24 protein-coding genes are annotated in these 19,611 nt (G+C 35.3%); 3 read left to right on the top strand and 21 right to left on the bottom strand.

Annotation, left to right across the window (positions count from 1 at the left end):
* Positions 1-16: 16 nt before the first annotated feature.
* The 4 genes from der to AC1Q8M_RS03815 all read right to left on the bottom strand — a co-directional run bounded on the left by der (position 17) and on the right by AC1Q8M_RS03815 (position 3,131).
* The gene (der, locus tag AC1Q8M_RS03830) at positions 17-1,327 is read right to left on the bottom strand and encodes a ribosome biogenesis GTPase Der (protein ID WP_001125890.1); all 1,311 of its coding nucleotides are present in this window, start codon (positions 1,325-1,327) and stop codon (positions 17-19) included.
* A gap of 124 nt (positions 1,328-1,451) precedes the next feature.
* A complete protein-coding gene (locus tag AC1Q8M_RS03825; protein WP_000979048.1) occupies positions 1,452-1,637 on the bottom strand; it encodes a capping complex subunit for YIEGIA in 186 nt (61 codons plus the stop codon).
* Positions 1,634-2,527, bottom strand: coding sequence for a YIEGIA family protein (locus AC1Q8M_RS03820; RefSeq protein WP_000141599.1), 894 nt, complete (start codon positions 2,525-2,527; stop codon positions 1,634-1,636). Before AC1Q8M_RS03820 ends, AC1Q8M_RS03825 begins: the two co-directional genes overlap by 4 nt.
* Positions 2,520-3,131 (bottom strand): YphA family membrane protein, encoded by a 612-nt coding sequence (locus AC1Q8M_RS03815; RefSeq protein ID WP_002093921.1) that lies wholly within the window; start codon positions 3,129-3,131, stop codon positions 2,520-2,522. Before AC1Q8M_RS03815 ends, AC1Q8M_RS03820 begins: the two co-directional genes overlap by 8 nt.
* A 117-nt stretch (positions 3,132-3,248) precedes the next feature.
* Between AC1Q8M_RS03815 and AC1Q8M_RS03810 the strand changes: the two genes are divergently transcribed.
* Complete coding sequence (locus tag AC1Q8M_RS03810; RefSeq protein ID WP_000513900.1) at positions 3,249-3,383, top strand: YpzI family protein; 135 nt, start codon at positions 3,249-3,251, stop codon at positions 3,381-3,383.
* 210 nt (positions 3,384-3,593) lie between these two features.
* Here the strand turns inward: AC1Q8M_RS03810 and AC1Q8M_RS03805 are convergent, their stop codons facing one another.
* The 4 genes from AC1Q8M_RS03805 to AC1Q8M_RS03790 form a co-directional block, all read right to left on the bottom strand.
* Positions 3,594-4,643, bottom strand: coding sequence for a type 2 isopentenyl-diphosphate Delta-isomerase (locus AC1Q8M_RS03805; RefSeq protein WP_098855600.1), 1,050 nt, complete (start codon positions 4,641-4,643; stop codon positions 3,594-3,596).
* A 12-nt stretch (positions 4,644-4,655) separates the two neighbouring features.
* Positions 4,656-5,804, bottom strand: a complete 1,149-nt coding sequence (gene rpsA / locus AC1Q8M_RS03800; protein WP_000229558.1) for a 30S ribosomal protein S1 — start codon at positions 5,802-5,804, stop codon at positions 4,656-4,658.
* Positions 5,805-6,139: 335 nt separating this feature from the next.
* Positions 6,140-6,817, bottom strand: a complete 678-nt coding sequence (cmk, locus tag AC1Q8M_RS03795; RefSeq protein ID WP_000361252.1) for a (d)CMP kinase — start codon at positions 6,815-6,817, stop codon at positions 6,140-6,142.
* A 129-nt stretch (positions 6,818-6,946) separates the two neighbouring features.
* Complete coding sequence (locus AC1Q8M_RS03790) at positions 6,947-7,120, bottom strand: YpfB family protein (RefSeq protein WP_023521499.1); 174 nt, start codon at positions 7,118-7,120, stop codon at positions 6,947-6,949.
* Between the two features lie 180 nt (positions 7,121-7,300).
* Here AC1Q8M_RS03790 and ansA point away from each other — a divergent pair, with 180 nt between their 5' ends.
* Positions 7,301-8,275 carry an asparaginase gene (gene ansA, locus AC1Q8M_RS03785; protein ID WP_000822009.1) on the top strand — a complete coding sequence of 325 codons (975 nt, stop codon included), beginning with the start codon at positions 7,301-7,303 and terminating at the stop codon, positions 8,273-8,275.
* Between the two features lie 35 nt (positions 8,276-8,310).
* On the opposite strand, the gene AC1Q8M_RS03780 is transcribed toward ansA, so the two are convergent.
* From AC1Q8M_RS03780 to AC1Q8M_RS03725, 12 genes are all read right to left on the bottom strand, one after another.
* Positions 8,311-9,291: a YpdA family putative bacillithiol disulfide reductase gene (locus tag AC1Q8M_RS03780; RefSeq protein WP_001168519.1), complete on the bottom strand. Its 981-nt coding sequence runs from the start codon at positions 9,289-9,291 to the stop codon at positions 8,311-8,313.
* A 108-nt stretch (positions 9,292-9,399) separates the two neighbouring features.
* Positions 9,400-9,930, bottom strand: coding sequence for a peptidoglycan recognition protein family protein (locus AC1Q8M_RS03775; protein ID WP_001240655.1), 531 nt, complete (start codon positions 9,928-9,930; stop codon positions 9,400-9,402).
* Positions 9,931-10,009: 79 nt separating this feature from the next.
* Positions 10,010-10,246: a DUF3961 domain-containing protein gene (locus tag AC1Q8M_RS03770; protein WP_001983018.1), complete on the bottom strand. Its 237-nt coding sequence runs from the start codon at positions 10,244-10,246 to the stop codon at positions 10,010-10,012.
* Positions 10,247-10,344: 98 nt separating this feature from the next.
* Positions 10,345-10,554 carry a hypothetical protein gene (locus AC1Q8M_RS03765; protein WP_000426766.1) on the bottom strand — a complete coding sequence of 70 codons (210 nt, stop codon included), beginning with the start codon at positions 10,552-10,554 and terminating at the stop codon, positions 10,345-10,347.
* An 81-nt stretch (positions 10,555-10,635) separates the two neighbouring features.
* Entirely contained in the window at positions 10,636-11,922 is a 1,287-nt protein-coding gene (gene gudB, locus AC1Q8M_RS03760) for an NAD-specific glutamate dehydrogenase (protein WP_000225172.1), read from the bottom strand.
* Between the two features lie 311 nt (positions 11,923-12,233).
* Positions 12,234-12,842 (bottom strand): genetic competence negative regulator, encoded by a 609-nt coding sequence (locus AC1Q8M_RS03755; RefSeq protein WP_001235396.1) that lies wholly within the window; start codon positions 12,840-12,842, stop codon positions 12,234-12,236.
* Between the two features lie 77 nt (positions 12,843-12,919).
* Complete coding sequence (locus AC1Q8M_RS03750; RefSeq protein ID WP_061660291.1) at positions 12,920-13,795, bottom strand: MerR family transcriptional regulator; 876 nt, start codon at positions 13,793-13,795, stop codon at positions 12,920-12,922.
* Positions 13,795-14,571, bottom strand: a complete 777-nt coding sequence (locus AC1Q8M_RS03745) for a metallophosphoesterase (RefSeq protein ID WP_000637796.1) — start codon at positions 14,569-14,571, stop codon at positions 13,795-13,797. The genes AC1Q8M_RS03750 and AC1Q8M_RS03745 overlap by 1 nt, the downstream gene beginning before the upstream one ends.
* Before the next feature lie 67 nt (positions 14,572-14,638).
* Positions 14,639-15,118, bottom strand: a complete 480-nt coding sequence (locus tag AC1Q8M_RS03740; protein ID WP_001231555.1) for a LysM peptidoglycan-binding domain-containing protein — start codon at positions 15,116-15,118, stop codon at positions 14,639-14,641.
* A 22-nt stretch (positions 15,119-15,140) separates the two neighbouring features.
* Positions 15,141-15,704: a CPBP family intramembrane glutamic endopeptidase gene (locus AC1Q8M_RS03735; RefSeq protein ID WP_001025783.1), complete on the bottom strand. Its 564-nt coding sequence runs from the start codon at positions 15,702-15,704 to the stop codon at positions 15,141-15,143.
* Positions 15,704-17,233 carry an ATP-dependent DNA helicase RecQ gene (gene recQ, locus AC1Q8M_RS03730; protein WP_016082279.1) on the bottom strand — a complete coding sequence of 510 codons (1,530 nt, stop codon included), beginning with the start codon at positions 17,231-17,233 and terminating at the stop codon, positions 15,704-15,706. The genes AC1Q8M_RS03735 and recQ overlap by 1 nt, the downstream gene beginning before the upstream one ends.
* On the bottom strand, positions 17,223-18,284 hold the full coding sequence (locus AC1Q8M_RS03725) for a YpbB family protein (protein ID WP_001167017.1): 1,062 nt from the start codon (positions 18,282-18,284) through the stop codon (positions 17,223-17,225). Before AC1Q8M_RS03725 ends, recQ begins: the two co-directional genes overlap by 11 nt.
* Before the next feature lie 298 nt (positions 18,285-18,582).
* Between AC1Q8M_RS03725 and AC1Q8M_RS03720 the strand changes: the two genes are divergently transcribed.
* Entirely contained in the window at positions 18,583-18,831 is a 249-nt protein-coding gene (locus AC1Q8M_RS03720; protein ID WP_001151993.1) for a ferredoxin, read from the top strand.
* 121 nt (positions 18,832-18,952) lie between these two features.
* On the opposite strand, the gene AC1Q8M_RS03715 is transcribed toward AC1Q8M_RS03720, so the two are convergent.
* Positions 18,953-19,531, bottom strand: coding sequence for an ECF transporter S component (locus AC1Q8M_RS03715; RefSeq protein ID WP_000810856.1), 579 nt, complete (start codon positions 19,529-19,531; stop codon positions 18,953-18,955).
* Positions 19,532-19,611: the final 80 nt, after the last annotated feature.

Raw genomic sequence — 19,611 nt, 5'->3', positions numbered from 1 at the left:
AATCACATCCTCTCCATTAGTCTCTTGCTCGAGCAATAATGTGAATCGGCGTTCCTACAAAACCGAACGCTTCACGTAAACGATTCTTTAAGAAGCGCTCATATGAAAAGTGCATTAATTCTGTATCGTTTACAAACACAACAAATGTCGGTGGTTTTACCGCAACCTGTGTTGCATAGAAGATTTTCAGACGGCTACCATTATGAGTCGGTGTTGGATTCATTGCTACCGCATCCATAATTACATCGTTTAATACGTTTGTTTGTACACGGATACTATGGCTTTCATTTACCTCATTGATAACCGGTAATAACGTTTGTGTACGTTTTTTCGTTTTTGCAGATAAGAATACAATCGGTGCATAATCCAAGAATTGGAAATGAGCACGAATGTTTTCTTCAAATGCTTTCATTGTTTTTTCATCTTTTTTCACTGCATCCCATTTGTTTACAACGATAATAACAGCTCGTCCTGAATCATGAGCATATCCAGCGATTTTTTTATCTTGCTCAATAATTCCTTCTTCTCCGTCTAAAACAACTAAAACAACGTCAGAACGTTCAATCGCTCTAAGTGCACGAAGTACACTATACTTTTCTGTACTTTCATATACTTTTCCTTTTTTACGCATACCAGCTGTATCGATGATTACATAATCTTGATCATCTTTACTATATGGTGTATCGACAGCATCACGCGTCGTTCCTGCGATATTACTTACAATTACACGTTCTTGACCAAGAAGTGCATTTACAAGCGATGATTTCCCTACGTTTGGACGTCCAATTAAAGAGAAACGGATTGTTTCATCGTCATACGCTTCTTCTTCAATCTTTGGAAAATGATTTGCAGCTTCATCTAACAAATCACCAAGTCCTAAACCGTGTGTACCTGAAATCGGGAATGGCTCGCCAAATCCTAATGAATAAAAATCATAAATATCACTACGCATTTCTGGATTATCAACTTTATTTACCGCAAGTACAATTGGTTTTTTAGAACGATACAAAATTTTAGCAACTTCTTCATCCGCTGCAGTTACACCATCGCGACCATTCGTCATAAAAATGATAACATCTGCTTCATCAATCGCAACTTCCGCCTGTTGACGAATTTGTGTCAAGAACGGCTCGTCTCCAATATCAATTCCACCTGTATCAATAATGTTAAACTCATGATTTAACCATTCTCCCGCACTATAAATACGGTCTCGAGTTATACCTGGGATATCTTCTACGATTGAAACTCTTTCTCCAACTATTCTATTGAAAATAGTAGATTTTCCTACGTTCGGGCGGCCTACTATTGCTATTACTGGTTTCGGCATATACTTTCATCCTTTCAACTTGCTTCTGTTTATTATGTAAAAAACCCTTCTTTGTGCAAGAAGGGATTTGCATTCCAGAATATTTCTCAACGTATCAAAACACCTCACATTATAACACACGTTCCTAATGTTTCACAATAATATATACATTCTCTTGTAAGCGATGCGCAATACCATCTAAAATTGCCTCTAAATTATTTGCAACAAATTCTAGTTCCTCCATCGACTCACAAACAAATAAAGGAGCACCACCTGCAAATTTTTCTGGCGCTGTTGTAATAACTGCCAGGATAACGCTTTCTAACATCATCTCTTATCTCCCCTTCCTTTCGGGGCTTCCGATGACATATGGACAGCACTTTCTAACGTTGGTACATTTCCTATGACACTTATTGCTTTCTCTGCATCTTGATCTTGCGGTAAGACAAAAATCCCAACCCTGCCATCCTCTAAATCACGCTTTGCTAACGGTACAAGCGCTGGTGTACCAGAATCTCTATAAATGCCTAACGCCACCGAAACATCGTGTAAAATAGCTTGCCGTTGCCCTAAATTTGAGATTGTCACCATCGCATCAATTGATTTCGGTTTTAATATAAACCCCATGCCATATTTCATAATCTCTTCTTGCCTCACCGGCAATCCAATATTCATAATATAAATATTATCGATATAAAGCCCTGCTCCTTCAAAACGCAGCGGAACATGCTCAATATCTACAAGGTCATGGAGTCTTCTACCAGACATTAATTTTTTCGCAATAAAAAATGCGATTATAGCCATAATTACTCCAGCAATCCATGAACGGAACCCTATATACGCAAACGTCGTTGCAAACGACGTTAACATCGCCAAATAGTTGCGACTTTCAAAAACCAATGCAATCCCTTCAATGTACGTATTTCCACGCGGTACGAGCTCATATCCATCTAATTGTTGAAGTGTATTTCTTTCCATATTACGTACATCACGAAATTGTGTCGCTGCTAACGTAAGAAATGTAATGGCAGAAAAATCTTTTTTCAAAATAGATGGGATTGCAATCGCTCCTAAAGCTGCTGCAATTAACCCCATTGCAATATGAATAATCTTTCCATGTAGCCTCGTCGGATATTGCCGTGTATCCGTCCGAAGCATTAACACCCTTGTAACTGTCCCCGCTATTACGCCGCATAAAATGGCTGGTGTATATTCAGTCATGTATTACCCTCGCCTTTCTTTTACGTGTTTTTCTCTTAAACTGTTCCATGTATACTGATGCTTTTGCAATCCAAAACAATACTGCCATGAATAATGTAGAAACGGCGACGATATCAAAAAATGCTAAACTACCGTAATCATATGGAAAATTCAATTTCCGAAAAATAAATGTCACTAGCAACTCTCCTTGTAACATCCCTACATATAGGGAACATAATCGTAATATGCGATCCCCATGCAATAACACCGATGCATACACAAGAGCACTACTTAGCAGAAACACTCTATCCACCACAATCCAAATCGGATCATATATCTCTAACAGATGAAAACTTGTATATAACATCGCAATAATAAGTGCCGAAAGTAAGCTATATAATTTTTTCCAAACAGAATACAGCGCGATCCCTATAAAAGAAATAATACAAAGTAAAAGAGCATTTACTGATACCATGAATGAGGCAATCGTTACATGTAACGGAGAGCAAATTATAAAAATCAATATACAAGCGCCTAACTTCCACCGAATATGGTCCTTTTTCATAAAAAAGGTTACGACAACCCACCCTATCCAAGCTATAAAATAAAAAGTACTTCCATCCATCTACTTCACCTCCTATGTTTTCCATTATGGGAATTTTTTATGAAAGTTAATCCACTTTATTTACGCATAGTTTTTTCTTATAACAGCAACACTTTTAACAAGGAGGTGTTATTCATTATGGGTAAAGATCGCCAAGAACGAAAACTACGAGAATCACGCCGCGTTGAATCTGATCGTGATCAATCACTACAATATCCAGGTGCAACTGGACTTGATACACCAGAGCAGGCTCGAAAACAAAACCAGCACTAATGAATACAAAAAGACGGTTTCGATATTGTACGAAACCGTCTTTTACATAATCATTTTAATGATTTTTATTTATATCGAAATAATATTTTGTGTACTATATCCTCCTATCACTTCTTTTTACCTCCACCTATTTCCTTTAGAAAATACCAATTCCATTTTATATTACGAGAAAGAAAACAAAACAAAAAAATCAACCGAACGGTTGATTTTTTATCTCCTACTATAATGCGCAGTATCAATACCACGCTGCATTAACCAATGATATGTTTCACCTTTTACAACAAGAGGTACAGATTGCAACTCTTCTATCGTCTTCGCACCAAGAGCTGTCATAATAAATTTCAAATCTGTATGTAGAAGTTCAATTTCATCCACTAATTTCTCGATACCATCTTTCATTAAAATACGTAAAAAGTAACCAGCAAACGCAGTTGTATTCGCCCCTAATGCGATTGCTTTCGCTACGTCAAGCGCTGTCTGTATACCCCCTGATGCAATAAAAGAGAGGTTATTATTTGTAGAGGTTGCTTCAATAATCGAGGTTGCTGTTTGTATGCCCCAGTTATTAAAATAAGAAAGCATTCGCTGTCTTCTTTCATTTTCAACAGCAGCAAAATTCGTACCACCTTGCCCACCAATATCAATTGCCGTTACACCTACGTTCGCTAACTGTTGCATTGTTTCCTTGCTCATCCCAAATCCAACTTCTTTTACAATGACAGGAACTTTACTATTTAAAACAATTTTCTCTATGCGCTGAAGTACACCAGTAAAGTCACGGTCTCCTTCTGGCATCGTTAACTCTTGTATGACATTTAAATGAATTTGCAATGCATTCGCTTCAATCATATCAACGGCACGCTCTGCCTGCTCGATAGTTGCCTCACTACCTAAATTAGCAAAGAAAATACCATTCGGGTTTACCTTTCTAATCACCTTATAAGAAGCAGCCTCACTTTCATCTTTTAACGCCGCCATTTGCGACCCTACAGCCATAGCAAGGTTATGCTGTTTCGCTACATATGCTAATTGCTCATTAATATGTAACGTTTTCTCTCCTCCACCACCAGTCATCGCATTGATAAAAATCGGCGAACTTAGTGAAAGTTCGCCGATTTTTGTTTCACATGTTATTGTGTCATAATTTGAATTTGGCAAGCTTTGATGCACAAAATCAATATCATGAAAGCCATGCGTACGAGACTGACCAGTAGAAAGAGCGTATTCAATATGATCTAATTTACGTTTTGCCCTTACCACTTGTACCCCTCATTATTTCTTTAATTTTTTCAGTTGTTCACCAATAATATCACTTAATTGGAAAGTAGCAGAATCAGCATTTGGCTCATACTGACTATAATCTTCAATTACATTATTTTCCTCAAGCGCTTCTTTTATACTTAAAGAAATACGTTTCTCTGCTACGTGAACTTCAAGTACTTTCACTTTTACTTCTTGTCCCATTTCCAATACTTCATTCGGGTTTTTCACGTGACGATTTGCAATTTGAGATACGTGTACAAGTCCTTCAACGCCAGGTAAAATCTCAACGAATGCACCAAATGTAACAAGGCGTTTTACTACTCCCTCACGAATATCTCCAGCTTTTATTTCGCCAGCAACGTTTTCCCAAGGTCCTGGTTGAGCCGCTTTAATTGATAAAGAAATACGTTGTGTATCAGCATCAACAGATAACACCTTTACCTTCACCTTTTGACCTTGCTCTAATACTTCAGAAGGTTGCTCTACACGTTCGTGTGAAATTTGTGAAATGTGAACTAAACCGTCCACGCCACCAACGTTAACGAATGCACCAAAGTCAGTTAATCGTTGCACTGTTCCTTCAACAACGTCACCTTCTTTTAATGAAGAAATTGCTTCTTTTTTCTTAGAATCTAGTTCTAATTCTACTACCGCTTTATGCGAAAGGATTACACGATTTTTTTCACGGTCTAATTCAACAATTTTCACCGCTAATGTTTTACCTTTATAGTCAGTAAAGTCTTCTACATAATGTACTTCTACAAGTGAAGCTGGAATAAAACCGCGAACACCAAGGTCCACAACTAATCCGCCATTCACAATATCTTTTACAGTAACATCAAATACATGACCAGAAGTAAATTTCTCTTGTAATTCTACCCATGCTTTTTCTGCATCAACAGCACGTTTAGATAAGACAAGATCATCTTCTTCTAATTTAATAATTTTCAACTCTAGTGTTTGATCTAATTCTACAACATCGCTTGCTTTTTCAATATGAACGTTAGCTAATTCACTAATTGGAATTACGCCATCTGTTTTGTATCCAACATTTACAAGCACTTGTTTCTCTTCAACTTTCGTTACAGAACCTGTAACAACGTCACCAACTTGTAATTCTTTTGAATCCATAACTTCTTCATTCATTTTCTCTACCATGGAAATACCTCCCTACAGAATTGACAAAGCATTTTTTTATGTATATACGAAATGAAAACAAAGTTTTCATTTGCATGTTTAAGAATTTCTCATCACATACTCTTTTTCAATACCATTCACAAGAAAATATATTAAACCTATATAAATAGTATACAGCAAAACCAGCTTGAAAAAAGTATGTTTTGAAATATAATAGCGAATATATTCTGACAGTTTTATTCCTCTTTAACTAACTTCTTACAAATCAGCTCATTTGTCAAGGAAAGAGACTCACAATTCACGTATCCTTTACATTTCTATTTCAACAAAAAAAGAAAGAGGATTATCCCCTTTCTTTATTTCGCAAACACTCCTGAAACAATACTCATAATTTTTTGGACAACTTCTTCAATTGATAAAGAAGTCGTATCTAATTCCAATGCATCATCAGCCTTTTTTAGTGGAGAAACTTCGCGTTCTGAATCTAATTTATCACGCTGAGCAATTTCTTCTTTTAGCTGCTCTAAATTAGAATCGAAACCTTTATTTAAATTTTCTAAATGCCTTCTTTCCGCTCTTTCTTCAACAGAAGCAAGCATAAAGATTTTCACTTCAGCATCCGGTAATACATGTGTACCAATATCACGGCCGTCCATTACAACACCGCCTTTTTTCGCTAACTCTTGCTGACGACGTACCATTTCTTCACGAACAAGGCGATGCTTCGCTACAATAGATACTCGATTCGTCACATCAGGTGTACGGATTACTTCAGAAACATCTTGTCCATTCAAAAATACAAGCTGCGTATTTTCTCCTTGCTGAAATTCAATATTTACATTCTTTACAACTTCCATTAACTGTTCTTCATTTTCAATATCTACTTTTTGTTCAAGGGCTGCATATGTAAGCGTACGGTACATCGCGCCTGTATCAATATAAACGTAAGAAAGTTCCTTCGCAACAACTTTTGCCACTGTACTTTTCCCAGCAGCTGCTGGACCATCTATAGCAATTGAAATTCGTTTATCCATTGTAACACCTCATTTTTTCACTTATAAAACAAAACGAAAAGCAGGTGTTCACCCTGCTTCTTCTCATTTGCTTCACGTCATTAAATCCTCAATTATTGTAGCATAATCCTTCATAGAAGAAAATGAAAACTACCTATTCACCTGCAAGATTTCTGCTTTATTTTTTACCATGACACCTTCGTAATAAACAATTTTAGATAAATATTTCACTGATGACTTATGTATAAATAACAATTGTACAACAGAAAGACAAATGAATTGTATTATTAATATACGAATAAAAATTCTCTCCATCTTTTTCAACATAATTGCCCCCTCCTATACTATATTTGCACATTTCGTTTCGTGATTTTATACATCGTACATATAGCAGTTAATTTTATTGTCATTTTCGAGACATACTTTTATACATTTCCATTGTCGAATTTACTCAAAACATGTTATGTTCTAAATGTATTTTTTTACTTGAAAGGGGTATAAGCATTGAAAAGAATCCTAGTTTTACACACAGGTGGAACAATTGCAATGGAGGAAGATAAAGAAACTGGGGTCGTACAACCAGGTGAAAAAAATCCTCTTTTAAAATTCATTCCTGATTTAGAAGGCGATGTTGATTTAATCGTTGAAGATGTGTTCCATCTACCATCTCCTCATATGACACCGAGCGAAATGTTACAATTACAAGTCATCATTGATGAAAGAGTAAAACAAGACAACATTCATGGCGTAGTCATTACGCATGGTACGGATACATTAGAAGAAACAGCTTATTTCTTAGATTTAACAGTACAAGCAACCATTCCGATTGTTGTGACAGGTGCAATGCGCTCTAGCAATGAGTTAGGTGCTGATGGTCTATATAACTTCTTATCAGCTGTAAAAGTTGCTAGTTGTGATGAAGCTGCAGAAAAAGGTGTTTTAGTCGTATTAAACGACGAAATTCATTGCGCTACAAATGTAACGAAAACACATACAAGTAATGTCGCAACATTCCAAAGCCCACAATATGGACCAATTGGAATGGTAACAAAACGCGGTGTTGTCTTCCATCACGCTTTAGTACATCACGAAACATATACGATAAACAAAGTATCTAAAAATGTAGTTGTTCTAAAAGCATATGCCGGCATGGATGATACATTATTAGCAGCAATCGAAAATCTTCCTGTAGACGGTATTGTTATCGAAGCGCTTGGACAAGGTAATCTACCTCCAAGAACACTTCCTAGTCTAGAACGATTATTAAATAAAGGTATTCCTGTCGTATTAGTTTCTCGCTGTTTCAACGGTATCGTTCAAGACGTATATTCGTATGAAGGTGGCGGTAAACACTTAAAAGATATGGGCATTGTATTCACATACGGCTTAAATGCACAAAAAGCACGCATTAAATTACTTGTCGCATTAGAGAATACAAATTCTCATGAATCCATTCAAAATATGTTTATGCACGAATAAAAAGGAGCTGTCGAGGTTTTCCCGACAGCTCCTTTTTATTTTTCTCTTGATGCAATAGTTTGTGCAATCGCATCTCCATGAAATCTACCGTTCTCGATAAATATTTCATTTGCATTATTTCCAGCAGCTATGACACCTGCAATGAAAATATTTTCAGCATTCGTTTCCATTCTATCCTCTGTATAAATTGGACGTCCTGTTTCTTCATCAATCTTAACACCCATCTTTGTTAAGAAGCTATGATCAGGATGATAACCAGTCATCGCAAATACAAAATCATTTTGGATTGTAAAATCTTCACCATCAACTGTAAACGTTAATGTATGCTCAGTAATTTCTTTCACATGAGCCCCGAAATGCATTTGAATTGTGTCGTTTCGTACTAACGCCTCAAATTCCGGCAAAATCCAAGGCTTTATGCTTGATGAATACTCACTTCCACGATACAGTACCGTTACACGCGCACCAGCTTTAACAAGTTCTAACGCGGCATCTACACTCGAGTTTTTCCCACCTATAACTACTACATCTCGATCAAAATAAGGATGCCCCTCTTTAAAATAGTGAGCTACTTTCTTCAATTCCTCACCTGGAACATTCATATAATTTGGATTATCATAATATCCAGTTGCTACAACAATATATTTCGCTATATATATTTCTTTACTTCCGTCACGCTTTGTCGTCTCAACCTGAAAAACTTCTCCATCGTTTTGAACTTTCTCCACTCGCTCAAAAGCATTTACACGTACAGATTTACGTTTTACTACTTCACGATAATACGCAAGCGCTTGATTTCGAACTGGCTTACGATTTTCTGTAATAAAAGCTACATCACCAATTTCTAATTTTTCACTAGAAGAGAAAAATGTTTGATGAGTTGGATAATTATAAATGGCATTTACAATGTTTCCTTTTTCAATTACTAACGGATTTATCCCTACCTTTTGCAACGAAATCGCTGCCGCTAATCCGCACGGACCGCCTCCGATTATAATAACTGTTTCTTTCTGCATACTCGTCCACTCCTAGTCTTCTACCAATACACTATTTATAAAAACAAGAAAAAACCTACTTACAGCAGTAGGCACCTATCTTTATTGTATTCATTTTTCATATATTTGTCATCTAAACGAAACGTACATCCGATAGACATCTGCTAAAAACTGCTGAAATTTAATACCTTGTTTCCCTAATACATTCTCAGGATCAATCTTTCTAGCTGGATCAAGCGTTTTATGTGACACGATATCTTTTTTCGGATTTAAGCCAAAATTTTGGCATAAATACGCATGATACCATGTAAAACGATTATATGCTTCCCAAAAGTTAACATCACCGCCATAACAAAGTTCCACTCCAATGGCCGCCTTATTCGCGTCATAGCCGTATAAGTCATTATCCGTCGGCACACCATATCGAACATGATATGCAACTTCATTTATAGGAATAATCTCCAATATTGTTTTATCATCTATAAATGTATGCGCCGAAGCTTTCGGTTGTAATTCATTAAAGTAATCTCGATTTCCTATCGCATTGCTTCCAGGATTCCCCGTATCATGACTTACAATAAATCTCACTTTAGTTAGAGGAATCCCCGGTCGTGAACTTCCATATCCTATATAGTTGCGCTCTATAGGAAACATCGCCATTGCTACCAACTCCCGCTCTAGAAGATTACCTTACTTCCTTATATATGTATTCGGTAGCAATGTCCTTATCGCATATTTCTTACGCGAAGAGAAAATCGAAAATATTTGAAGTGAACACCATAAACAACAAGATACTTACAGCCACTCCATAAAAACCGTAAAACCAAACACAATCTTCTTTCGTATCTAAACCGAAAAATTTGTTTACCGATTGTAATAATGTGCCACGCTTGCTTTGTTTGTTTCGTAATACTTCCACTCGCTCTACAACATCTGCTGGCATCATAAATCTTTGGTCTACTGTCATTTTCATCATTTATCTCTCCTTAAAATCATTTCCGTTTTGTTTATCTAAGGAGAGTATAGCACGTTTGTTCGTATAGAACAAGCGTTCTTTTTTATTTTTATTTTATTTTATTTTTCAGCAAGCCAAGTAAAAATTGAGATTACAACGGCAATAATCGGCCCTACTACAACCATACCAAATATCAAAAACAGTAGCCCTTCCCCGAATATCCGAACAGTACTTATTTTTCGAGCTTTCACCGTTCTTGCAAGTTCTCCCTCTAACCTCTTAACCTTTTCTTCTAATTGTTCTACTCGTTCCAGCATTTCATTCTCCATATACAACACCTCATTTAATACTTCAACAAAAAAAACGTGATTCCCTCGAAAGGAAATCACGTTTTCTCAAGATATAATATTTTATACCCAACCTCTGAAGCGGCTTGCTTCAGCCATTTTACGAACACCAATCATGTACGCCGCTAAGCGCATGTTCACTTTACGAACTTGTGCTGTTTCATAAATAGAATCAAATGATTTTACCATTACTTTTTCTAAACGTTGTTCTACTTCTTCTTCAGTCCAGTAGTAACCTTGGTTATTTTGTACCCACTCAAAGTAAGATACCGTTACACCACCAGCACTTGCTAATACGTCTGGAACAAGTAAAATTCCGCGATCTGTTAAAATTTTAGTCGCTTCTAATGTTGTTGGACCATTTGCAGCTTCAACAACGATTTTCGCTTTAATATCATTAGCATTTTCTTCTGTAATTTGGTTCTCAATTGCAGCTGGAACTAAAATATCGCAATCAAGCTCTAACAATTCTTTGTTTGAAATTGTATTGTTAAATAGCTTTGTTACTGTACCGAAGCTATCACGACGGTCTAATAAATAATCAATATCTAATCCGTTTGGATCATGTAAAGCGCCGTAAGCATCTGAGATTGCAATAACTTTCGCACCTGCATCATGCATAAATTTAGCTAAGAAGCTACCAGCATTACCGAACCCTTGAACAACAACGCGTGCACCCTTAATATCAATGCCACGTTTTTTCGCAGCTTCGCGAATACAAATTGTTACACCTTTCGCAGTTGCTGTTTCACGTCCATGTGATCCACCTAATACAAGCGGTTTACCTGTAATAAATCCTGGTGAATTAAATTCATCAATACGGCTATACTCATCCATCATCCATGCCATAATTTGAGAGTTTGTGAATACATCTGGAGCTGGAATATCTTTCGTCGGACCTACGATTTGGCTAATTGCTCGTACATAACCGCGGCTTAATCTTTCTAACTCACGGAATGACATTTCACGTGGATCACAGATAATTCCACCCTTACCTCCACCATATGGTAAATCAACAATACCACATTTTAAACTCATCCAGATTGAAAGTGCTTTCACTTCATTTTCTGTTACATTCGGATGGAAGCGAATTCCACCTTTCGTTGGACCAACAGCATCATTATGTTGTGCACGATATCCTGTAAATATTTTAACAGTCCCGTCATCCATACGAACTGGTATTTTCACTGTCATCATACGAATTGGTTCTTTTAATAATTCATATACTTCGTTTGGATAACCCAATTTTTCTAACGCTTCACTAATAACAATTTGTGTTGAATTCAATAGTTCAAAATGTTGTTCCCTTTGTTGTTGTGTTTTTGTTTGAGTTCCCTTTTCGGCTACCATAGTAAGTAAACCCCCTGTAATTTCACTTGTTTAGTAAACCTTCATTGCCTAGTATACACCCTTAAATTTGGAATGCAATAGAAAACGCTAACAAATATATACAAACTATTTTCTGTTGCAAGCGTTTTCACTATTATTATAGTCCTTTTATTACTTTTAGAAAAGTAAAATACTTAAATATTTAAATATTTTTTATTTTCCTCAGCAACGCTCCCATAAAACTGCATATTTTATTTTCAAAAAGTATGTTCGCGTATTTACTATCATCCCTTCCCTTATTCAAATAAAAACAAAACCTCAGCTATGTTGTATTAGCTGAGGTTTTGTTTTTTCACAAAGTAATTGTGTATTTGTTCTATCGCGTTAAAATCCATTAATTCTTTACCGTACTCCATGATGCGATAAATAGTTGCTGTAGACGGATTGCCGTATTCCGCTAAAATAGCTATAAAATCCGCTTTTAACAATTGAATTTGTTCCTCTTCTTCCACCCAAAGATAGAAGCGCTCATCCCACGTATATAGCTTTCCGCCAGTTACACCAAGGTTATATAAGCGATTCGACAGGTTAATTATGTCATCTAGCGTAGCAAACTCATATAATATATGTTCACTTTCATCTAGAGTCACTTGCATTTCAATAAACTCGTCACGGAACTCATCATCCGTATCAATTTCTTGATTTTCTTTCGTTACAATTACAACCATCCCTTGTGCTTGTAGAGAAAACACTTCAACTGCAATCGGACCATCTGCTTCAAATCCTAATTCCTTATTTGCTTCTTGCATCATATCACGAAATAATTGCTGTACTTTCGGCGCATTTCTCCATAAATCTTCTTTCGTTAATCCTCTTTCAGATAAATCATCAAATGTTAGAAAAATTTTTATCTTATTGTAATTTAATCGTTCCAGCCTCATCTCATACCCTCCCTACGTAACCAATGCATCTAATTTTTATTATATGAAATAGAAAATAGATGGTTCTTTTCGAACAACTATTCCGACATTTTTAACCATTCATCCCATTCTTCTTTCGTATCACCAATTAAGATTGTTTCAATGTCCAACTGGTTTAGAACGCCTAGCTTTCCGATAAATCCAACAGAAAGAGATTCCCTTTTTTCTTGTAATACATTTATAAAGTTCATCGTCTTTTTCATTTCTAGTTCGTCAGCAAAAGATACAAATACATATTTCGGCTGTATTTCCTCTACCGCTGACAACATACCATCTTCAGCTAAGCTTGTCCTAATATATATCGCCTCATATCCTTTTAAGCGTAAATAAATTGAAAAAATAAATCCTTTCAATGCATTCTTTTCTAACACAATAACTTTGTGTAAAGAAGAAAACATTGAGGCATTGTGATACACCATCCCTAGACGCGTTTGTAAAAATGATAGTGCATATTGAAATTGCACCATTGAAATCTCATTATTATTTTTTGACGTTAATAATTTGTCTGTCACTCGAAGAACGATACTGGCAACAACCTTTTCTGTTGAATATATACTAAAAGCTTCGTTTAATAATGCAGCAATTGTAATTTCATCAAATTTTAACAAAGCTTGTAGCAAATCGTCCACTAAAACAACTTCTTTATCGAAATGTATCTCTTTTTGAACTGTACTCTGCAAACGATTCTCTTCTAATAACTGAACTGCTTGTCCAATCATCATACCGGAAGAAACTTTTTCCATTAACCATTTTAAAATTTGAATATGCTCTTCTGTATATAAACGATGCCCAGCTTGATTCCGCTTTGGGGCAATAATTTGATATCGTCTTTCCCATGCGCGAAGCGTACTCGGCTGAACTCCAATTATATTTGAAACAGCTTTTATATTATATTTTCCACTAAGAGTTGGCATCATTTCCCTCCGCACAATGTAATAATATGTGTTTGAGCAGGCGCTCGGAAACGAAGTGGTATCAATGTTGTTCCGTACCCATTACTAACAAAGAGAATCGTATTCAAATGGTTATATACGCCACCTTTTAAATATTTTTTAGATGGGAATAATCGGATTTGTCCTCCATGCGTATGTCCACTTAATACAAGTGAAATCTGTTCATTTCCAGACATCTTTTTTATTATATCAGGGTTGTGACTAACTAAGATACGAAAACCATCTTCTTTACAATCCGCCAATGCCAAATCTAAACGATCACGGTGCAATCCAACATCATCTATACCGAGCAAACAAATTTTCTCGCCTAATTCAGACTCAAATACCACTCTTGTATTATCTAAAACTTTTACGTTATTTTCTAATAATAAAGCATCTAATTCATGATATTCTATCTCATAATCATTGTTTCCCCACACAAAATATACAGGAGCTATCTCTCTTAACTTTTGAATATTGGCAGAGATTTTTGATAAAGAGACTCCTTTCTCTGCTAAATCTCCTCCGATAATTACGAGATCTACTTTTCCTTTTACTTGTTCAATTAACAAATTCGAAATGACTCTTCTATGAATATCAGAAATAAAAAACACATTTACTTTTTGAAAACTTTTCGGAAATTCTTTAAATACTAAAGTATGTTCCAACACTGTATTACGCATCGCTTCTTTATACATCACAAGAAGTAATAAAATCCCCATTCCTATGAGAGTACTGAATAATATAATCCATATCATATTTTTTACTCCCCTCATCATAAAGATAACCCTAGGCTTTTATAACAAACTGCGTTCGCCTAATTCACTAGCTCTCTTGCTTTGTGGACTTATCTTTTATCGGAATTTTTAATTCTTGACCTGCACTCACTTCATCTTCTTGCAAGTTATTATACTTTTTAATTACTTCAACCCCATTTTCATCTGAAAAATATTGCTTCGCTATACTTTCTAAAGTTTCTCCCTCTTTCACAGTATGCGTTATCGCTTTTTCAGACTGTTTCTGCGACTCAGATTTAGCTGAATCAAAGAAGATTACTTCAAACGCACTTTTCCCGGCATTATTACTATCGCCCTTCACCTGAATATATTTATCCGTATACCACAAAATACTAATCGGCAGCAGAATGAATAGAAATGTTAAAACCCGGACGAAAATATGATTTATTTTAAACTTTTGTTTTTTCTCTTTATTTCTATGAATTTCACTACGCGGCGGTAAACTTTCTTTTTCTTCTACTCGCTCAACTTCTAATTCCTCTTCAAAATCAGGAATTCGTTTCCTCATGTTGTTCACCACCACCTTCCATTTATTTTCTTAATTGGAGTCCCATTATAAAATCAACAAGAAAGTGTGCAAAGATTGTTATAAACAAATTCCCTGTCCATTCAAATACATAACCAAAGACAAAACTAATGAAACAGACGAAACAAAACAAAAATGGCTTTGTTATATAACGAATATGTAACACTGCAAATACGAAACTCGCAATTACAATTCCAAAATGAGTCTGCACTACACCTCTAAATAAAAATTCTTCTGCAAAACCGATTACGAACGTAATAATGAGTAAATGCAGAACCGACATTCCTCGAAACATCTTATCGTTAATACCACCATCATCAAACCAAGACTCTGGAAACACTCGCATTGCAACATAATCTAATAACACAATACCAATCGCTAACAAACCACCTATAATAAGTATAGATACTGGTTCCCATCTCCATAAATTAAACACTTCTTTTACATCTTGAAATAATATATATGCTAGTAAACAGCCAATACCGATAATAATTAACTGTGTTATATATAGATTCAGCCTTATTTCCTGCGGACTCATATCTTCAACATTATGCCTTTGAATGTTCATCATTCCCCCATCTTTTCTAGGCCGAAAAGCTTTTGTAACTCTGTTTCCCAATTATAGTCGAAATCCGATTGTTGCGCTCGTCTTTTTTTATAATCTTCTTTTGTAATACCACAATAATCACAGCAATTATTTAACTCTTTCTCTTTCCTATAACCGAACTGTTGCAACACATATTCACGTCTACATCCTTTAACTCGTATCCATGACTTCATATTTTCTAGCTCACTATATTTATTACGCAACCTTATCTCTACTTCAGCTATTAATCGGTTCATAATTTCATCTGACAAACCCTCTAATAATAATCTTCGTTGTTGTATAATTCCAACCTGTTCGAGATGATAACGAACGAAACGCCAATATTGCTCATTAAATCTTGCTGCATTATAACAAATTTCTTCTACATCTTCTATTGGTAATTCTTTCGTTTGAAACATTCTTTCTTGTAGTAAAGAAAATAAAAATTGTATTTGCGACTTACTTGGCAATTCATCCTCAATGATTGAAATTGGTAAATCATGATCCAACGGACTACACAATAAAATAGCTATACTCGGTTCGCCATCTCTTCCAGCTCTTCCGATTTCTTGTAAGTAAGAAGCTATATTAGTTGGATAATGAAAATGAATAATATATTGCGTATTCGCCTTATTTACCCCCATACCAAATGCACTTGTACATATTACAAGCTGCAATTGATCGTTCATAAACTGTTGTTGAATTAACATACGCTCTTCATGTTCCATACCACCATGATAAAAAGCTACACCAGTAACACCTTTTCCTCTCAAGTATTCCGTTAACCTTTCTGTCCATGCTCTACTTGAACAATATACAATTCCCGGCCCTTGTAAATACATCACCTGCTCCAAAAGCGCCTCTTTCTTTTCTTCTATCGTCTCTACAAATTGCACCTCCATTGCAATATTAGGACGGTCAATAGAGTATACATGTTCCGCGGCACCCTTTAAATTTAAACTGTCTGCGATATCTTGTAGTACCCCTTTTGTCGCTGTGGCTGTCAATGCTAATACTGTAGGAGAACCAATATTTTCAATAACTACATTTAGTTTCTTATAGTCCGGTCTAAAATCATAACCCCATTGAGAAATACAATGAGCCTCATCAACAACAAATAATGAAATATGAATTTTCTTCAATTCCCTAATTAATAACTCCGACTGTAACATCTCTGGTGAAACAAAAATAAATTTATATGAAGATAATTTTTTCATCGCTTCTCTTTTTTCATTTAATGTCCGAAAACTATTAAATGCTATCACTCGGTTTTTCACAACATACTTTAATTGTGTCACTTGATCTTCCATTAAAGATAATAACGGTGATACAACAAGCACTGTTCCTTCTCGCATAAGCCCCGGAAACTGATAGCACATAGATTTCCCTCTTCCAGTCGGAAGCATTGCTATCACATCTTTTCCTTCTAATAAATCTGTAATAACTCCTTTTTGACCTGGACGAAATTCAGAATATCCAAACCACTTATATAAATATTCTTCAAGTTTCATTTACACCCTCCATCCGCGCTAATACAAGACGAACTTCAAAATAAGAGATATCTTCTCCAACAGCTTGTTTCAAAACACGTAACTTCCGCGTTTGTAATGCTTCAATTACTTTTATTACTTTGTCTATCTTTTCTTTTTCCATAAACATTTCAATAGAAAAATCTTTTTCTCGCAAAGCAATTTCAACAAAATGATCTTCTATCGTTGCAACCTTTAAATTCCGAATCGTCGCTATTTCTTCTAAAGAACGCCCTTGTCTCCAAAAATTATATGTTTTTTTCGTGGATAAACTAAATAATTCAGCTCTCTCATTTGGATAAGATATAATTTCAGCTAATAGTGGAAATTCATTTTCTTTATCACGAACTTCTTGTATAAAGAAATGCATTGTACCCCAAAATAAAAAATACACCCTGAATATATCTTGTTTCGTAATTTCTGCTAATTGTTGCAATGTACAACCAATACGTTCATAGCCCGTTAGTCGATATGTTACAATCGTCGCTTCTATCGCATTACTCTTTTCCAAAAGATTATGTACTTCCGTCCATAGTTTCCTCGCCAACTCACTTCTTTTATATGGCCTTCCTGTTAGAAAACGTTTTACCCACATCATTATTTCTGTATCTTGTTGAATTGGGATAAACTTCGTATTATTCTGTTGTAAATTTGATATGGTTTGAATAATCAATGATAATCTTTTCCAAAATGTTTCACCTAATTCACCATAATGTAAACCATGCAAATGTGCTGGAAAAGCATAAACTTCCTCCCATTTATGTAACTGCATTTTACCCGTAGGTGTTAACACATATGTATTTTCATGTATTTCTTGAATAAAATCCGCTTGCAACAACTTTACAACTTCACCATCATAGTCATTTCTATTTAATGATTTATATATTCCGAATAAAAAAGAAATCCGGAACATATTTCCATCTTGTAAAGTTTGCGAAGAACGTTTGCCCTTTAGTAAATAATAAATAGAAGAAACGGTTCTTTCACCATTCAATTGTTTTAAACAATGCAACAAAGTATATTGTATTTGCATGACCGCTTCCACCTTCCAATCTTAACTTCATTCTTTTCAGTACAATTACACTATCTACTGTCGCTCATTAAACTTATCATATAAGAACTATATACTTGTATATATTCTATTGTATCAAACGAAATCACATTTACGTATTTTGAAAATCTTATGACATAATTCAAAAATAAGTTGACACTCTAATTGATAAGCATTATCATTATAATTTTATGTTGAAAAGTTTCACAAACCGTTTTACAATAAGGTTATAATTTTTATGGCGAGCTTTTCACATACATATTATCAGGAGGGAAAAAAGATGGCAAAATATACAATCGTTGATAAAGATACTTGTATTGCATGTGGTGCTTGTGGCGCTGCTGCACCAGACATTTATGACTATGATGATGAAGGTATTGCATTTGTAACATTAGACGATAACCAAGGTATCGTTGAAATTCCAGATGTATTAATTGAAGATATGATGGATGCATTCGAAGGCTGTCCAACTGACTCAATTAAAGTTGCTGACGAATCATTCGACGGAGACGCTTTAAAATTCGAATAGTCTTTTATTAACTTCAAAAAACGCCCCTCATATTGATGAGGGGCGTTTTTTGTATCTAAATTTTATTTTCCTTAATAAAAAACCATTAGTAGTTCCACACTACTAATGGTTTTAATATATATTATGCATTTTTCATTTTTGCAAACACCCATACTTTCAGGCGTGAGAATAATGCTACAAATACAATTGTTACAACAATTCCTTTAATTAAATTAAATGGTAAGATTGCCGTTACAACCGTTGTTCTGATAGCTTCGCTAGACATAGCCGGTGAATTTAAAAACCAAGTGTAAGCCGGGAATATGATGATGTAGTTTAATACACTCATAATAAGTGCCATTGTAATTGTCCCTAGCATTAATCCTGTCGTTAAACTCTTCACAGTACGATACTTTCTAAATAAGAAAGCTGCTGGTCCAATAAATAAACATCCTGCAATAAAGTTTGCAATTTCTCCAACTGGTACTCCTGTTAAACTTCCTTGAATCCCGTAATGTAAAATGTTCTTTATCGCCTCTACAATCACTCCTGCTACTGGTCCAAAGATAATTGCTGCAATTAGAGCTGGTACATCACTAAAATCAATTTTCAAAAATGGCGGAAGCCCTGGGAACGGGAAATCCAACATCATTAGTAAATATGCAATACTACTTAGCATCGCTACACTCACCATCTGCACTACACTGTTTTTTTGTTTCATCTTTCTCTCTCCTTTTCCATCGATCATCTCATGGAAAGTGGAAAGGTTCTGCTATGCCTATTTTTTCATAGAACGAAAAA

The sequence above is a fragment of the Bacillus sp. GW823-FHT06A10 genome, assembly GCF_058795375.1.
This window is presented reverse-complemented; position numbering and strand designations above follow the sequence as displayed.

Coding starts and splice junctions, on each gene's coding strand:
- AC1Q8M_RS03775 (WP_001240655.1), bottom strand. CDS start 9,930: ATGGCGATGTTTCCTATAGAGCGCAACTATATAGGATATGGAAGTTCA.
- AC1Q8M_RS03745 (WP_000637796.1), bottom strand. CDS start 14,571: ATGATATGGATTATATTATTCAGTACTCTCATAGGAATGGGGATTTTA.
- AC1Q8M_RS03815 (WP_002093921.1), bottom strand. CDS start 3,131: ATGGATGGAAGTACTTTTTATTTTATAGCTTGGATAGGGTGGGTTGTC.
- AC1Q8M_RS03720 (WP_001151993.1), top strand. CDS start 18,583: ATGGCAAAATATACAATCGTTGATAAAGATACTTGTATTGCATGTGGT.
- AC1Q8M_RS03735 (WP_001025783.1), bottom strand. CDS start 15,704: ATGAACATTCAAAGGCATAATGTTGAAGATATGAGTCCGCAGGAAATA.
- rpsA (WP_000229558.1), bottom strand. CDS start 5,804: ATGGTAGAGAAAATGAATGAAGAAGTTATGGATTCAAAAGAATTACAA.
- AC1Q8M_RS03780 (WP_001168519.1), bottom strand. CDS start 9,291: ATGCAGAAAGAAACAGTTATTATAATCGGAGGCGGTCCGTGCGGATTA.
- AC1Q8M_RS03755 (WP_001235396.1), bottom strand. CDS start 12,842: ATGAGGCTGGAACGATTAAATTACAATAAGATAAAAATTTTTCTAACA.
- AC1Q8M_RS03715 (WP_000810856.1), bottom strand. CDS start 19,531: ATGAAACAAAAAAACAGTGTAGTGCAGATGGTGAGTGTAGCGATGCTA.
- AC1Q8M_RS03810 (WP_000513900.1), top strand. CDS start 3,249: ATGGGTAAAGATCGCCAAGAACGAAAACTACGAGAATCACGCCGCGTT.
- der (WP_001125890.1), bottom strand. CDS start 1,327: ATGCCGAAACCAGTAATAGCAATAGTAGGCCGCCCGAACGTAGGAAAA.
- gudB (WP_000225172.1), bottom strand. CDS start 11,922: ATGGTAGCCGAAAAGGGAACTCAAACAAAAACACAACAACAAAGGGAA.
- AC1Q8M_RS03825 (WP_000979048.1), bottom strand. CDS start 1,637: ATGATGTTAGAAAGCGTTATCCTGGCAGTTATTACAACAGCGCCAGAA.
- AC1Q8M_RS03725 (WP_001167017.1), bottom strand. CDS start 18,284: ATGCAAATACAATATACTTTGTTGCATTGTTTAAAACAATTGAATGGT.
- AC1Q8M_RS03750 (WP_061660291.1), bottom strand. CDS start 13,795: ATGCCAACTCTTAGTGGAAAATATAATATAAAAGCTGTTTCAAATATA.
- AC1Q8M_RS03770 (WP_001983018.1), bottom strand. CDS start 10,246: ATGATGAAAATGACAGTAGACCAAAGATTTATGATGCCAGCAGATGTT.
- cmk (WP_000361252.1), bottom strand. CDS start 6,817: ATGGATAAACGAATTTCAATTGCTATAGATGGTCCAGCAGCTGCTGGG.
- recQ (WP_016082279.1), bottom strand. CDS start 17,233: ATGAAACTTGAAGAATATTTATATAAGTGGTTTGGATATTCTGAATTT.
- AC1Q8M_RS03740 (WP_001231555.1), bottom strand. CDS start 15,118: ATGAGGAAACGAATTCCTGATTTTGAAGAGGAATTAGAAGTTGAGCGA.
- AC1Q8M_RS03820 (WP_000141599.1), bottom strand. CDS start 2,527: ATGACTGAATATACACCAGCCATTTTATGCGGCGTAATAGCGGGGACA.
- AC1Q8M_RS03765 (WP_000426766.1), bottom strand. CDS start 10,554: ATGGAGAATGAAATGCTGGAACGAGTAGAACAATTAGAAGAAAAGGTT.